The sequence below is a fragment of the Pseudomonas sp. TCU-HL1 genome (genome assembly GCF_001708505.1).
Taxonomy (GTDB): domain Bacteria; phylum Pseudomonadota; class Gammaproteobacteria; order Pseudomonadales; family Pseudomonadaceae; genus Metapseudomonas.
Window position 1 is genome coordinate 402,204 of the sequence record NZ_CP015992.1, and the last position, 14,152, is coordinate 416,355.

Consider the following 14,152-nt stretch of genomic DNA (forward strand, 5'->3'; position numbering starts at 1 on the left):
GACTGATCCGAGTACTTCGTACTAACTTTCACCAAGATCTGAAACTTATTGACCCCATAAGGGGCACTTCGAAGTAATCGGTGAATGTATAAGGCCGGAAGTATATTGGCGGTTTGCCTTTTGATTGGGTCTTTAGGAAGTTTCCTACATAGCGTGTAGGTGGATTTCCTGGCGTGGCCCCAGACCTGATGAAAGCTGCCTGTTTCAACTATTGTTCTGTTCACTCAATTCATCGAGGCAGATTGGTCAGGTGACCCGTATTTCCTTTTTCAGAGCGCTGTCGCGGCCTGTCTGGTTCGTCTTCTGGCTACTGATGGCGGGGATGACAGCCCACGCAGGAGAGGATGCCCGCCTACTGACGCTCTCCAGCCAGTTGGTGGTCGATCAGCAAGAACTCGTCATCAGCGAGGAGGACTGGCACTGGCTGCGACAGAAGCGTGAACTGGTGCTGGGGGTGGCGGCTGATGGCTTCGCGCCGCTGGAGATCGTCGGGCGAGACGGCAGCTACGAGGGGATTGCCGCCGATGTGGTCGCCCTGGTCCAGCAGTTTCTGGGCATGCAGGTCCGGTTGCGCCGCTACGCCGACCGGCCGGCCCTGCTGCAGGCACTGGTTGCTGGAGAAGTCGACCTGCTGATCGGCGATGGCCAGGACGGCACGGGCCTGCCCGTCGTCCGCAGCCTGCCATTCGCCTCCGATCGCCTGGCGATGTTCCGGCGCTACGACGACTCGCGCGCCTTCCCGAAGGACCTCGCCGGCGTCACGGTTGCGCTGCTGCCCGGGCACGACCAGGCGCTTGGTCAGCGCTATCCCGGTGCGCGGCAGGTGGTTGCCGACTCGGTTGAGGATGGTCTGGCGGCAGTGGCGTTCGGTCAGGCCGACCTGCTGCTGGGCGACTTGTTGCCGGTCTACTACCAGCTCAACCGCAGCTTCTACGGCATGGCCAAGTTCGACCGTTTCGTCGACCGGCCGGATGTCGGCATTGCCTTCATCGTCCGCGAGGGTGACCAGCGCCTGCTGCGTGGCCTCGACAGCGCGCTACGCGCGGTCGGCCGGGCGCGGCTGGACGAGACTTCTCGGCGCTGGGTGGGCAGCGGTGTGATTCCGGCGCGAGACCTGCTTCCGTTGTCCCCCGAGGAGACACGCTGGATGGAGCGCCATCCATTGGTGCACCTGGTGATCGACGACGACATGGCGCCGTTGGCGTTCTTCGATGACAACGGCCAACTGCGCGGTACAGTAGCGGACCTGCTGGAAATGGTGGCGCTGCGCACCGGTCTGCGTTTTGAAACGACCAGCCATGCCGGCGGTTTTGCCAGGCAGCTCGAGAGCCTGCAGAACGGTGACGCGGACCTGGCCATCCTGACGGCGAGCAAGGAGCGGGAAAGCCTGCTGCGATTCACCCGGCCGATCGCCAGCGGCCCTTTCGTGCTGGTGGCGCGTGCCAGTGAGGGCGGTGCGGTCGCGCAGCCGGGTGCCATGAGCGGCCAGCGCCTGGCGCTGGGCAAGGGCCATGTCGCGCGGGAGGAGGTGCGCCAGGTCTATCCGGACATGCGCCTGATAGACACCGGATCATCCCTGGATGCGATGAACCTGGTCTATTCGGGCGAGGCTGATTACGCCCTGGTGGCCATGCCCGTGGCGCAGTACTACACCGTGCGCCTGTTCCAGAACAGCCTGAAGATCGCAGCCTTGTTACGGATCGAGCCGGCCCATGCCAGTTTCGCCGTGCGTCGCGCCGATACCGAGCTGTATTCGATCATCGAGAAGGCCCTGGCCAGCATCTCGCCGGACGAGCTCAACGCCACGTCCAACCGCTGGCGCGGCATTCCGGGCATGAGCCCGCAGACTTGGCGGGACTACAGCACGCTGATCCTGCGCATTGTCATCGGCGCCGCTCTCCTGCTCCTGCTGGTGCTGGCCTGGGTCCTGCGCCTGCGTCGCGAGGTACGCCGCCGGCAGACCGCCGAGCGCCAGCTCAACGACGAGCTGCGCTTCATCGAGACACTGACCGACAGCATGCCGCCGCCGCTTTATGTGCGCGATACCGAGGGGCGCCTGCTGTCGTGCAACCGCAGTTACTTGAACAGCCTCGGCCTGCCGCTGGAGCAGATACGCGGCCTGACGGCGCTGGAACTGCCTGCCGAAGCCTTCGAGGCCGCACCGGACTTCCATCGGCTCTATCTTCAGGCCATGGCGGAAGGGCGGATGATCCAGGGCGTCCACTCCGTTCGCCGCGACGGCAGGCTGCTGTGGATCGATCACTGGATCCAGCCCTTCCAGGACTCCAGCGGCAAGGTGAAGGGCGTGATCTGCGGCTGGCTGGACATCACCGAGCACCGTCACCTGGTGCAGGAGCTGGAGGCGGCGAAGAACCTGGCGGACGAGGCCAGCCGCGCCAAGACCACCTTCCTGGCGACCATGAGTCACGAGATCCGCACGCCGATGAATGCGGTGATCGGCATCCTCGAACTGGCGCTGAAGCGCGCCGCTGATCAGCCCATCGAGCGTTCCAGCATCGAAATCGCCTACGGCTCGGCGCGCAGCCTGCTGGTGCTGATTGGCGACATCCTCGATATCGCCCGTATCGAATCCGGCCGCCTCAGCCTGGCGCCGCAACGGGCCAACCTGCGCGAACTGGTCGAGTCGGTGGCGCGAGTGTTCGACGGCCTGGCACGGCAGAAGCGGCTGAACCTGGTGCTCGATATCGACTCCAGCATTCAGGGCGATGTACTGGTGGACAGCATGCGCTTCAAGCAGATCCTGTCGAACCTGGTCAGCAATGCCATCAAGTTCACCCGGGAGGGCAGCGTCCGCCTGCAGATTCACGGCGAAGGCGTGGAACCGGGGCTGTTGCGCGTGAACCTCAGTGTCGAAGACACCGGCATCGGTATTTCCGAGGAGGACCAGGGCTGCCTGTTCCGTCCGTTCGCCCAGGTGGAGCGTGGCTACCGCCAGACGGAGGGCGCGGGGCTGGGGCTGGTCATCTGCCGCTCGCTCTGCGAGATGATGGGCGGGCGCCTGACGCTCACCAGCGCCCCCGGCGAGGGTACGCGGGTCGACGTGGAGTTGCGTCTGCATCGCCTTGACCCGGTTGCCGAACCCGTCGCGGCTGTGGCGGCGCACATGCAGGGGCAGCGCCGGCTGCGGGTACTGGTGGTGGACGATCATCCGGTGAATCGGCAGATCCTCGCCCAGCAGCTGGGTTTCCTGGGACATGAGGTGGTCGAAGCGGAGAACGGTGAGCACGCCCTTGCGTCATGGCGGGCCCGGCATTTCGACGTGGTGGCCACCGATTGCCATATGCCGCAGATGAGTGGCGCAGAGCTCGCGCGTGCCATCCGCGATGCAGAACGCGAGCGTCCCGGTGTGCCGACGCTGATTCTCGGGCTGACTGCCGACGCCCAGCCGGAGGAGGTTGAGCGGGCTCTCCACGCGGGCATGGACGACTGCGTGATCAAACCCATTGGGCTCGATGTGCTGGAAGAGAAGCTGCGTGCCGCGTCGGGGGGCACGCTGGCGGTCCAGGCTGCTGCGCGTATCGAGGGGGAGGCCAACGCCGGCCTGTTCGACCTGGCGCCGCTGGCGCCGTTGACCGGTGGCAATCCGACACTGATCCGCAATCTGGTGAACGAGCTGCTGGAGACCAATCGGCGGGACCTGGAACCGCTGGGAGAACTGGCCAATCAGGGCAATATACCGGGGCTGTTGGAGCTCGCGCATCGGCTCAAGGGCGCTGCCCGGGTGGTCAAGGCCGAGCCGCTGATCACCGCCTGCATCAACCTCGAACAGACCTGTAAGTCTCCGGCACCGGACCCTTTGGCCCTGCAGGAAACCGCCGAAGCGCTGCAGCACGCGATGCTGGAGCTGGAACGCGCGCTGATGGCGCGGATAGCCGCAAGGGATCAGTGAGACCCGGCGCTGCTCGTGCTCGACAGCAGGGCGTAGAAGCTGTGGCGATCCTGCGGTCGGGCAAAGAGGTAACCCTGGGCCACCTGGCAGCCGAGCGACAGCAGGCGTTCGCGCTGCTCGACGGTTTCCACGCCCTCCACCACCAGCGTCATGTCCATTGCGTTGGCCAGCGCGACTGCGCTGCTGATGATGGCGCCGCTGCGGGGCTGGCTCACGAGTTTGCGGACAAAGACGGCATCCAGCTTGACCTGACTGAAGGGCAACTCGCAGAGCCGGTCGAGCGACGAGTAGCCAGCGCCGAAATCGTCCATGGCCAGTCCGCACCCCAGCAGGCGCAATCTCACCAGGCTTTCCAGGCTGGCGGCGGGGGCTTCCAGCAGGCCGGTTTCGGTGAGTTCGAACGTCAGACTCTTGCCAGGTACCCCGGCGTCCGCCAGGGCTTTCCCGACGCGCTCGGCAAGGTCTTGATCGCTAAGCTGCTGGGGCTGGAGGTTGAACGCGAGGTTCACCTGTTGCCCGGCGCGGGCAAGGTCCTGCTGCAATGTCAGGCCTTGCGCGAGGAGCTGCCAGAACAACCGGTCGATCAGGCCATGGGCCTCCATGGCCGGCAGGAACCGGGAGGGCGGGAGTATGCCGTGCTGCGGATGGCGCCAGCGGGCCAGGACTTCAGCGCCCTGCATCTTCTCGCTCTCAAGGTGGAATTTGGGCTGGAACCAGGCTTCGAACTCGCCCTGCCCGAGGCCGCGGAGAATCTCGTCCAGGCCAAGTGGTTCGATGAATTCTCGAATGGGCTTCATGTCGGCCGGCTGTGGCGTGTGCCGCCCGAGCAGGGCCTCGGCATGCTCGATGTTGAAGGGCTTGCCCAGGTCGCCGAGAAAGTGAAATCCAAGGCAACGAATCATGGAAATGGTCGCCTGGCGCAACTCCGGTTCCACTTCGCTGCTGAGAATGACCGAGCGGACGGTACCCGCCTGGCTGGCATGGCGCAGGAAGGCCAGGCCGTCCATGCCGGCCATGCGCAGGTCGCAGAGCACGATGTCGACTCCGCCACAGGCTTCCAGGCGTGCCAGTGCCTCGGCGCCGTCGGCTGCTTCATGGATGCGCTCGAGCCCCAGTTGCCGCAAGGCGGTGACGGCGATCAGGCGCTGGAATGGTTCGTCTTCCAGAACCAGAATGCTGATGTTCTTCATGTTGGGCTCGACAGGGTTTGGGATACCGGCCACGTTACTGAGGGTGGATCGTCCCCGGCTAGGCGACGCTTCCTGTGAGGGTGTAGGAAATTTCATCGGTGGTAGATTAACGGCCACCACTGAGGGCAATGCCAATGGTGCTCGCCCCACTGATATCGAGGTTGCAATGAGAAGTGCCCTGATAGTCGACGATCACCCGGTCATCCGGATGGCCGTCCGCATGTTGCTGGAGCGCAATGGAATCGAGGTCGTCGGCGAAGCGGACAATGGCGTCGACGCCTTGCAACTGATCCGCCAGCACGAACCGGACATTGTCATCCTGGACATCGGGATTCCGCGCCTTGATGGTCTCAATGTCATCTCGCGAATTCGCGCCTTAGGCCTGGACAGTCATGTGCTGGTGCTGACGTCCCAGCCGGCGGAAGGCTTTTCCCAGCGTTGCTTCCAGGCCGGTGCAAAGGGTTTTGTCAGCAAGGAAGAAGACCTGCAGCACCTGCTGACCGCCATCAACGCCATCAGTGCCGGTTTCACCGTTTTCCCTTCCAGCACCTTGAACGGTGGACAATCGCCCGCTCTAAGCGAGGCTGAACTGGTCGAACGGCTCTCCAACCAGGAGCTGATGGTGTTGCAGTACCTGGCGACCGGGTTGTCGAACAAGGACATTGGCGAGCGCATGCTGCTCAGCAACAAGACCGTCAGCACCTACAAGACGCGCATCCAGCAGAAGCTGAACCTGGGGTCCCTGCTGGAGCTGATCGAGTTTGCCCGGCGCAATGAGCTCACCGCCCGGCGGGAAGGCTAGCGACCCGTACCCGTGGAGCCATTCCGCCCGGTCAGCCCTGGCAGGTAAGGCGGTAGCGCTGATAGTTGCTGGGTTTGTCCTGCGGCGGGAGCGAGTAGGCGGCGGAGCACTGCGTGCCGCCCCACTTGATGGTCAGCGTGGCCTGCTCTTCTTCGACTAGCGCCAGCGCCCGGCCGCTGGGGTCGGAGATGGCCAGTTGCTTGCCGCTGGCGTCCTCCAGCGAGGCGCCGAACGGAATAGCCTGCCCCAGACTGTCGAACAGCTCGAACTGGACGCGGCGCCCCTTCTTCCCTTCGTATCGGGCGCGCACCACAGCGCCGCGGCGTGGCACGACCTGTTGCGTGGCATTGTCGATGTCGATGTCGCCGCCGAGGTTGCGCGTGTTCAAGGAGATCCAGTTCACCCGGTAGGGCTGTGCGTTGGGTATCACTGCATAGCCGTTGTAGCCGGTTTTCACGCCAGTGTAGTTGCTGATTTCGACGCCCGGAATGTCGGGTACTTCCACCAGGGCGAAGGTCTCCCCCACCGGCTGCCCCAGGTTTATCCCGCCCGCATGGGCAACCAGGGCGCCGGCCACGGTCAGGTTTTCCGACGTGAAGCCTCGCCCCTTGCTGTAACCCAGGGTGATGTCCGCCATCGAATTGCGGCTGTTCAGGCTAGCCGAGCCCGAGTTGCCGCTGCCACTGCTATTGCTGCCTTGCACCGAGTAGGAGAGGTCATTGTCCTCGGACAGGTAGCCGTTCACCCCGACCTGTGTGCTGTCGCTGTGTTTCTGGCTGGTGGCCGAGACATAGGCTCGTGGTGCGCGCGGTTTTGATCCCAAGGGGAAGGAAACCGAGAGGCTGACCTGGGTGTCGTCGTTCGACTGGCCGTAGGTGCTGGTGTTGCGCGTCTGGCTGACGCTGAAGCTGTAGCTGACGTCCCGCCAGCCATTGGAGTAACCGGCGGATAGGCTGCGCGAGCCGCCGCGATTCCAGTAACGCTCGTCGCTGGCGTTGATGTAGAGGTTGCCGTACTGGCGTTGCCCCAGGGTCTGGTTGACGGTCAGGTCGGTGCGGATCTTCGAGCGGCCACTGGTAGCGGGCAGGCCGCTGCTGAGCTCCTGGACATGCTCGGTGAGTGTCCGGTAGCCCTCGGTGGAGTAGCGGTAGGCCGCCAGGGTGAAGCTGGTATCGGTATCGGTGAAGGTCTTGGCGTACAGGGCTCGCACACTGTTGCCCCGTGCGGACAGCCCTCTTACACGGCTGGCGGAGTGGGTCAGGTCGAGCGATACGGCGCCAATCGAGGTGTTCCGGCCAGCACCGACCGAAACAGCGTTGAAGTCCTGGGTGGCCTGGGCGCCGACAATGCCGGTGAGGTTGCTGCTCACGCCGTAGGCGGCGGTTCCACTGACGAATCCGGGGGTCTTCTGGTCGTCACTGTTGCTGTTGAACTGGCCGGCTGAAAGGCTGTATTTCAGTTGGCCTTCGCGAACCATGGTCGGCAGGCTGGAGAAGGCCTGGCGGGTTACCCGGCGGCGGCCGTCCGCCTCGATGACGGTGATTTCCAGGTCGCCGTTGGACCCGGTCGGGTAGATGTCGCTGATCTCGAACGGACCGGGTGATACGGTCGTGGAGTGGAGGATGTAGTCGTTCTGGCGGATTTCCACCGTCGCGTTGGTTTCCGCGACGCCGCGGATCACCGGCGCATAGCCGCGCTCGCCGTCCGCCCGCATGGCCTCGTCGGAAGCCAGCTTGATACCGCGATAGCGCACGCTGTCGAACAGGTCGGTGTCGGAGTAGATCTCGCCCAGGGCGAACTGCCCCTTGAGGCGGGTGACGTCGTGCTGCAGATAGGTGCGGTTGCTCTTGAAGGTACTCGGGCGACCGGTGCCGGTCCGGTAGTTGGACTCGTTGCGCAGGCGCCAGGAGCCCAGGTTGATACCGTTGCGCAGGCCCAGGTTGCTGGCGGTCTGCCGGCCGTAGTCGTCCCGGCTCCTGTTGGTGTTGAACTGGTAGTTGATGAAGGCCGCGTTGACACCATGGTCCCAGAGCGCTGGGTCAACGTAGCCGCGGCGCCCCCGGAGCATGGCGATCTGTGGAATGCTGGCGTTCAGGCGCAGGCGGGTCGAGTCGAAGCGCAGCACGGCCTGGTCGATCAGGGTCGACAGGTCGTAGCAGGTGTCCACGGCCTCGGGGTCGAGCTTGCCCTGTTCCATCAGCTTGGCCATGTCGATGCCCAGCAGATGCAGCAGGTCGAAGTTCAGGCAGGCCTCGACGATCCCAGTCTGCGGGTTGCGCTGGAAGTCGATGTCCCGGCGGCCGACCAGTATCTCGTTGGCATAGAGGTCGACCCGGTAGTTGCCGGGCAGGACATTGTTACTGCGCAGCAATTGCTGCACGTCCACCGTCCCTGAAGCGCCTTTCAGGAAGGTCGTGTTGAAGGATGCGACCTGCGCGTCTTCCACCGGCAGCGGCTGCGGATACTCGGCAGCGAAAGCTGCTGCGGGAATAGCCAGGGAAATGGCTAGCGCAAGTCTGCTGGGGCGAATCATCGACGGGAGCAGCTGGCTGCCAATGGCCGGCCGCGCGCACTGTCCCGAGGTATGCCTGGGCCAATTGCTCATTTCTGAATGCCTGCAATAAGCCTGGCCCACCTCCGCCGAAAGAGCGGTGTCGCGCAGGCGTGCGTGACGCCCGCTAGAGGTGAGCCAGAGGATTGGGGAGAGCCGTTACGAGGCCCGGTCGGCGCGCTTCGCCGTAGTGCCCGTTGCACCGCTGGCCGAGATACGGGCGGAGTAAGGCACTTGCGCCCCGTAGTCATTGATGCTGGAGAACGACAGATCGACAGCGCCTGCGGAAATCGAACGTGGGACGGTGAAGGTCTTTTCTTCGCCAGGCGCAACCATCGTGGAGTCGACAGCGACCTCGCTTCCCAGCTTCACGTCGCTCATGGACACGTGATAGTTGCCAGGGTTGCGCACCTTGAGTTCGGTCTTGCCGGCCCCTGACACCAGTCGCCATTGCAGTTCCTCTGGAGCCAGGCTGGCCTCGCCGGTCAGCCCCGCCGGGCGGAAGAACACCTTGATGCGCTGACGTACCGCCAGTTGCAACGTGTTCTGGCCGGCGGTGGTCTGGGGGATCTCCTGGACATTCAGCCACACCACCGACTCCCGGTCGCCAGGCATGCCACTACCCTCGAACAGGATGCGCAGTAATTGCCGCTCGTTAGCCGGCAGACGGACGAGGGGCGGGGTTACGGCAAAGGGCGCGGCAGTGTCGGTGTCGTTCCCGCCGTCGATCCAGGACTGCACCAGGACGTCCTGGCCAGCGTTGCGGACCGTGACGCTAGCCTCTTTGTTGGAGCTGTTGAAAACGATGCGGGTGGAGCTGAGGGATATACCCGCGCAAGCGTGTGACGCCAGCACCAGGCTCAGGGCGCCCACGCAGGCAGAGATCGTACGACGGAGCATAGGTATTACCACCAGGTACTAGGGAGGTGGCGAGGCCGGGTGGCCTCGCCTATCTTCAGGGACGCAGTACCTGCTTACTCGTACTCGAGGGTGAACGGCAGGGTCGCGTTACCGTCACCCGCGGTGGCGGACGACGGGTCAGCGGTGGTGACGTAGGCGGCCGCGAAGTTCAGGGTGGCGTCGGAACCCTTCAGGTCGGCCTCGATCTTGGCGGTGGCCGGGGTGCTCAGGTCGACGGGTTTGCCGTCGCTGTCGAGGATGGCGATGCCGACGTTCTTGGCGGTGTTGGTGCCGGGGTTCAGGGCCAGGACCTTCTTGCCGGCAACGACGCCGGAACCGGACGTGGCGTCGAACAGCATGGCGACCTTGGTGCCTGCGTTGCAGTTGATTTTCAGGTTGAAGTCAGCAGCTGCCAGACGGCCGCCGTTCGGAGCTTCGGCGGTGCCGATGTCCTTGATGGAGACGGTGCCCATGTCGACGGTGACGGCCTTGTTTTTGCCCTGGCTGCCTTCGACCGAGCAGGCGTCGTTGTTGATGAAACCAGTGAAGTTGATCTGGCCCTGACCTGCCGGGGCAGCGAAAGCGGAACCGCTGGCCGCGATGACGGACATGGCGATGAACGCGAGGGAAAGCTTTTTCATTCTTTACTCCAAGAGATATTGATCACAAAAAGTGATGCATCGAAATGCCCAGCCACGATAAACATCGATGAGTTCCGGGTATATCAGATGAGGTTCTTGGTTCTGTAAGGAATGACCGCCATGGTCGGTAGCCCGTTTCTGGCCTGAGCCTCAAGACCACAGTTAGCGGGAGTTCGGCCGGATCGGGATTCGACTGATGGATAGCCGCCGTCCACATCCGGACCGGTTGATCGCGAACGAGAACATTTTGTGTTGAAAGGTGCCGTGTTCGCTCACGGGAGCCGCCAGACCCCACCACTTATGCCGGGGAGCCGTGGCGACGCTCCGTGGCGCTTCATCCTTTCAATTGAAGGTCACCACCACCACCTTGCCGCGCGTCGTGGTCCTGGAAGTACCTGCGACTTCATAGGTGCTGATCGAGGATGTATCGCTGATCCCGGCGCACCTATTGCTCGGGGCTGGGACCGCCCCGGCACGATCCGGACTGGAACTGTTGGTGCGACCGGCGTGTTGGTGCCAGGTGGCCGTGGGATATTCACATGGAGCCCTACTTATGCTTCCGACAAAGTGAATGATGCCGTGGATCGTCTTTTCTTCGTTTGAGTAGGAGTCGGCTGAAAATGCAGTCAGCAGCAGAGCGGTAGAAGCAAGGATAATTTTCATGGTGTGACCCTCTATCTGGCTCAGGGTCAGTAAAAATCAGAAGACTCTTACTCGCCACATCTTGGCTGTCCGGTTTTTCTGTAGGAATTCATGGTCTATCTGAAGAGGCTTCTCATCTTTCGGACAATTCCCTGGCAAATTGAGTACTTGTCCTCAATCTGTCTGTATTAGGAAATTTCTTACCCCCACTTGCTTACTGGAACCAGAGATCATTGGAGGTTTTTCCATTGCTGCCTGAAGGCAGCTTCTGTCAGGAGGACGCCCCCGGTGCGCGTGGCGAGGGATCGTTCAGGCAAAAAAAGCCCCCGCCGGGGCCGACATCCCAGCGAGGGCGAGGGTGGTCCTTGAGGGACCTCAGTGTGAACGTTCGGACCAGGCCTTGAGCAGGCTCGAGGCCAGTCCGTAAAACGTCAGGAGGATGGCGAAGCCGAGGCACACGGACATGGCTGTTCCCCCGGCTCCGGGAGGTCGGCCTAGGCCGCCTCGCGGAGCGCCTCGATGCGTTACTCGTTGACCTGGCGCAGCTTGGTGGCCGGGGTATCGCCCAGGTTGTTGAGCATGCGTTCGCTGTACCAGTCGAGGAAGTTGATCACGCCGAACTCGTAGGTCTTGGAGTACGGGCCCGGCTGGTAGGCGGTGGAGTTGATGCCGCGCTGGTTCTCTTCGGCCAGGCGGCGGTCCTGGTCGTTGGTGGCGTCCCAGACTTCGCGCAGGCGCGCCACGTCGTAGTCCACGCCTTCCACGGCGTCCTTGTGCACCAGCCACTTGGTGGTGACCACGGTTTCCTGGGCGCTGATGGGCCACACGGTGAAGACGATCATGTGGTCGCCCATGCAGTGGTTCCAGGCGTGCGGCAGGTGGAGGATGCGCATGGAGCCCAGGTCCGGATTCTTGATGCGGCCCATGAGTTTCTTGCAGCCCTGCTTGCCGTCCATGGTCATGGACACGGTGCCGTCGAGCAGCGGCATGCGCACGATGCGGTTGCGCAGGCCGAAGCTGGCGTGGGCGTAGGGGATCTTCTCCTCGTCCCAGGCCTTGGTGCAGGCGGCAACCTGATCCTTGAACGCCTGGCTGGCGCGCGGGTCGGTGACGTCGTCCCACTCCAGCAGGGTCTTCAGCAGTTCCGGGTGCGAACCGTTGCAGTGGTAGCACTCGCGGTTGTTCTCGATCACCAGCTTCCAGTTGGCGGCTTCCTTCAGGGTGGTCTGCACGGCCACCTTGGTGTTCTCCATGTCGTAGGGCTCCATGTAATGGGCCAGGGTGGAGAGGAAGTCGTCGATGGCCGGCGGGTTTTCCGACAGGTTGACGAAGATGTAGCCGCCGGCGCTCTTCACGTGCACGGGCTTGAGGTTGTAGTCCTTGAGGTCGAAGTCGGCGCCCATTTCGGTGCCGGCGAACAGCAGGCGGCCGTCCAGTTCGTAGGTCCACTGGTGGTAGGGGCAGACCAGCTTGGCGACCTTGCCCTTGTCGCTGACGCACAGGCGCGAGCCACGGTGGCGGCAGACGTTGTGGAAGGCGTGAATCTGACCTTCGGCGCCACGGATCACGATGATCGGGTTGTCGCCGATCTGCAGGGTCAGGTAGTTGCCCTTGGCGGGGATCTCGCAGGTCATGCCGGCGATCAGCCATTCCTTGTGGAAGATCTCCTGCATGTCGATCTGGAACAGGCGCTCGTCGCTGTAGAACGGCTGTGGCAGGGAGAAGCTGTGGTCGCGCTCGCGGAGCATGTCGGCCGTGGCCTTACGTGCGGGTTCAAGCGGGTCGCCCAGACTCAGGGTGGAAGTGACGTCCATCGGTAACTCCTCAATGGCTGGTCGCGCTGGCGACCGCCGCAAATAAGTGGCTGGTTCGGTTTACACGCAAGGCGGCGTGGCCTGCCCTCGCTGTTCGCCTCTGCTGCGAGTGCGAGGGTGGTTCGCTCGGAAGCCTTATGGTTCGGCTGGGACTGAGTGTGCTGGCGCTGTGAGGTACGACCTTGCCCATGGGCGACATGCGAACATCCGTTTCCGACGCGCAAGGCCCGGTGGTTGCTGGCAGGTCGCGATAAGCATGTGAATGTCGCAGACAGGTAAATGGGCCGTTTTTGCGTTATTCACAATCCGTCGCAATAGGCCGATATCCGGCCGCGCGCGGAGCAGCGTCCATGACCAACAACTTCCTCAATCCCATCACGACCCAGACCTGGACCAACGGCCGGCACATGGTTCGCTGCGTCAAGGCGATCCAGGAAACCTGGGACGTGCGCACCTTCTGTTTCATGGCTGACCAGCCGATGGTGTTCTTCTTCAAGCCGGGGCAGTTCGTGACCCTGGAACTGGAGATCGACGGCCAGCCGATCATGCGCTCCTACACCATTTCCAGTTCGCCTTCGGTGCCTTACAGCTTTTCCCTGACCATCAAGCGCGTGCCGGGCGGCAAGGTCTCCAACTGGCTGCACGACAACCTGAAAGAAGGTGATGTGATCCCGGTGCATGGCCCGGTGGGCCTGTTCAACGCCATCGACTTCCCGGCGGAAAAGGTGCTGTTCCTTTCCGGTGGCGTCGGTATCACCCCGGTGATGTCCATGGCGCGCTGGTTCTTCGACACCAACGGTGCGGTGGACATGATCTTCGTCCATAGCGCGCGTACGCCGAAGGACATCATCTACCACCGCGAGCTGCGCCACATGGCCTCGCGCATCAACAACTTCAAGCTGCACCTGATCTGCGAGAAGTACGAAATCGGCGAAACCTGGTCCGGTTATCGCGGCTACCTGAGCCGGGCGATGCTTGACCTGATCGCCGGCGATTTCATGGAGCGCGAGATCTTCTGTTGCGGCCCGACGCCCTACATGGCGGCGATCAAGCGTCTGCTGGAAGCTTCCGGCTTCGACATGAAGCGTTACCACGAAGAGGCCTTCGGCCCGACCCCGCCGGAAATCCGCGCGGAAGTAAATGAGCACGCCGCCGAGGCGGCCGAGGCCGCCGCCGAAGTACCGGCGGGCGCCATGAACCTGGTGGAATTCACCGGCACCGGCAAGAGTATCCGCATCGCCCCCGGAGAAACCGTGCACACGGCTGCCGCCAAAGTCGGCCTGCACATTCCCAAAGCCTGCGGCATGGGCATCTGTGGTACCTGCAAGGTGATGAAGACCGCCGGCGAAGTGGAGATGGAGCATAACGGCGGCATCACCGACGAAGACGTTGCCGAGGGCTACATCCTTTCCTGCTGCAGCATTCCCAAGGGCGATGTGGCCATCGATTACTGATGGTTTTTTGATCAGACTCCGCCGGCCCGCGCCAGTCGCGGGCTGGCGCCATCTATCCACAGCTTGTGGATACGGCGATGCACAGTTGTTGTGTGCAACTCACTGAAATCGCTGGAAAAACCACCAATTCTCGGCAGCGCCCGCAGACCGTGGGCGAGCGGCAGGAACGAACAGCTTGTCCACAGGCTGATCCACGGAATTCGGGGGTAATGCGCAGGCTGACCTTTGGGAGATTGCAGGGTAGGCCT

9 protein-coding genes are annotated in these 14,152 nt (G+C 63.1%); 3 read left to right on the top strand and 6 right to left on the bottom strand.

Features of this window, described 5'->3' with window-relative positions:
- Window positions 1-313: 313 nt before the first annotated feature.
- On the top strand, window positions 314-3,910 hold the full coding sequence (locus THL1_RS01860) for a transporter substrate-binding domain-containing protein (RefSeq protein WP_069081691.1): 3,597 nt from the start codon (window positions 314-316) through the stop codon (window positions 3,908-3,910).
- On the opposite strand, the gene THL1_RS01865 is transcribed toward THL1_RS01860, so the two are convergent.
- On the bottom strand, window positions 3,904-5,100 hold the full coding sequence (locus THL1_RS01865; protein ID WP_069081692.1) for an EAL domain-containing response regulator: 1,197 nt from the start codon (window positions 5,098-5,100) through the stop codon (window positions 3,904-3,906). The two genes, THL1_RS01860 and THL1_RS01865, sit on opposite strands and share 7 nt — an antisense overlap.
- A gap of 166 nt (window positions 5,101-5,266) precedes the next feature.
- On the opposite strand from THL1_RS01865, the gene THL1_RS01870 reads away from it, so the two are divergent.
- Window positions 5,267-5,902 (top strand): response regulator transcription factor, encoded by a 636-nt coding sequence (locus THL1_RS01870; RefSeq protein WP_069081693.1) that lies wholly within the window; start codon window positions 5,267-5,269, stop codon window positions 5,900-5,902.
- A 31-nt stretch (window positions 5,903-5,933) separates the two neighbouring features.
- Here THL1_RS01870 and THL1_RS01875 read toward each other — a convergent pair whose 3' ends face one another.
- The 5 genes from THL1_RS01875 to gbcA form a co-directional block, all read right to left on the bottom strand.
- Complete coding sequence (locus THL1_RS01875; protein WP_083245787.1) at window positions 5,934-8,507, bottom strand: fimbria/pilus outer membrane usher protein; 2,574 nt, start codon at window positions 8,505-8,507, stop codon at window positions 5,934-5,936.
- Window positions 8,508-8,612: 105 nt separating this feature from the next.
- A complete protein-coding gene (locus THL1_RS01880; protein ID WP_069081694.1) occupies window positions 8,613-9,353 on the bottom strand; it encodes a fimbrial biogenesis chaperone in 741 nt (246 codons plus the stop codon).
- 74 nt (window positions 9,354-9,427) lie between these two features.
- Complete coding sequence (locus THL1_RS01885) at window positions 9,428-9,994, bottom strand: fimbrial protein (RefSeq protein WP_069081695.1); 567 nt, start codon at window positions 9,992-9,994, stop codon at window positions 9,428-9,430.
- Between the two features lie 342 nt (window positions 9,995-10,336).
- Complete coding sequence (locus tag THL1_RS29415) at window positions 10,337-10,657, bottom strand: hypothetical protein (protein WP_145928244.1); 321 nt, start codon at window positions 10,655-10,657, stop codon at window positions 10,337-10,339.
- Between the two features lie 503 nt (window positions 10,658-11,160).
- Window positions 11,161-12,450, bottom strand: a complete 1,290-nt coding sequence (gene gbcA / locus THL1_RS01890) for a glycine-betaine demethylase subunit GbcA (RefSeq protein WP_069081696.1) — start codon at window positions 12,448-12,450, stop codon at window positions 11,161-11,163.
- Window positions 12,451-12,800: 350 nt separating this feature from the next.
- Here gbcA and gbcB point away from each other — a divergent pair, with 350 nt between their 5' ends.
- The gene (gene gbcB / locus THL1_RS01895) at window positions 12,801-13,904 is read left to right on the top strand and encodes a glycine-betaine demethylase subunit GbcB (protein WP_069081697.1); all 1,104 of its coding nucleotides are present in this window, start codon (window positions 12,801-12,803) and stop codon (window positions 13,902-13,904) included.
- Window positions 13,905-14,152 lie beyond the last annotated feature (248 nt).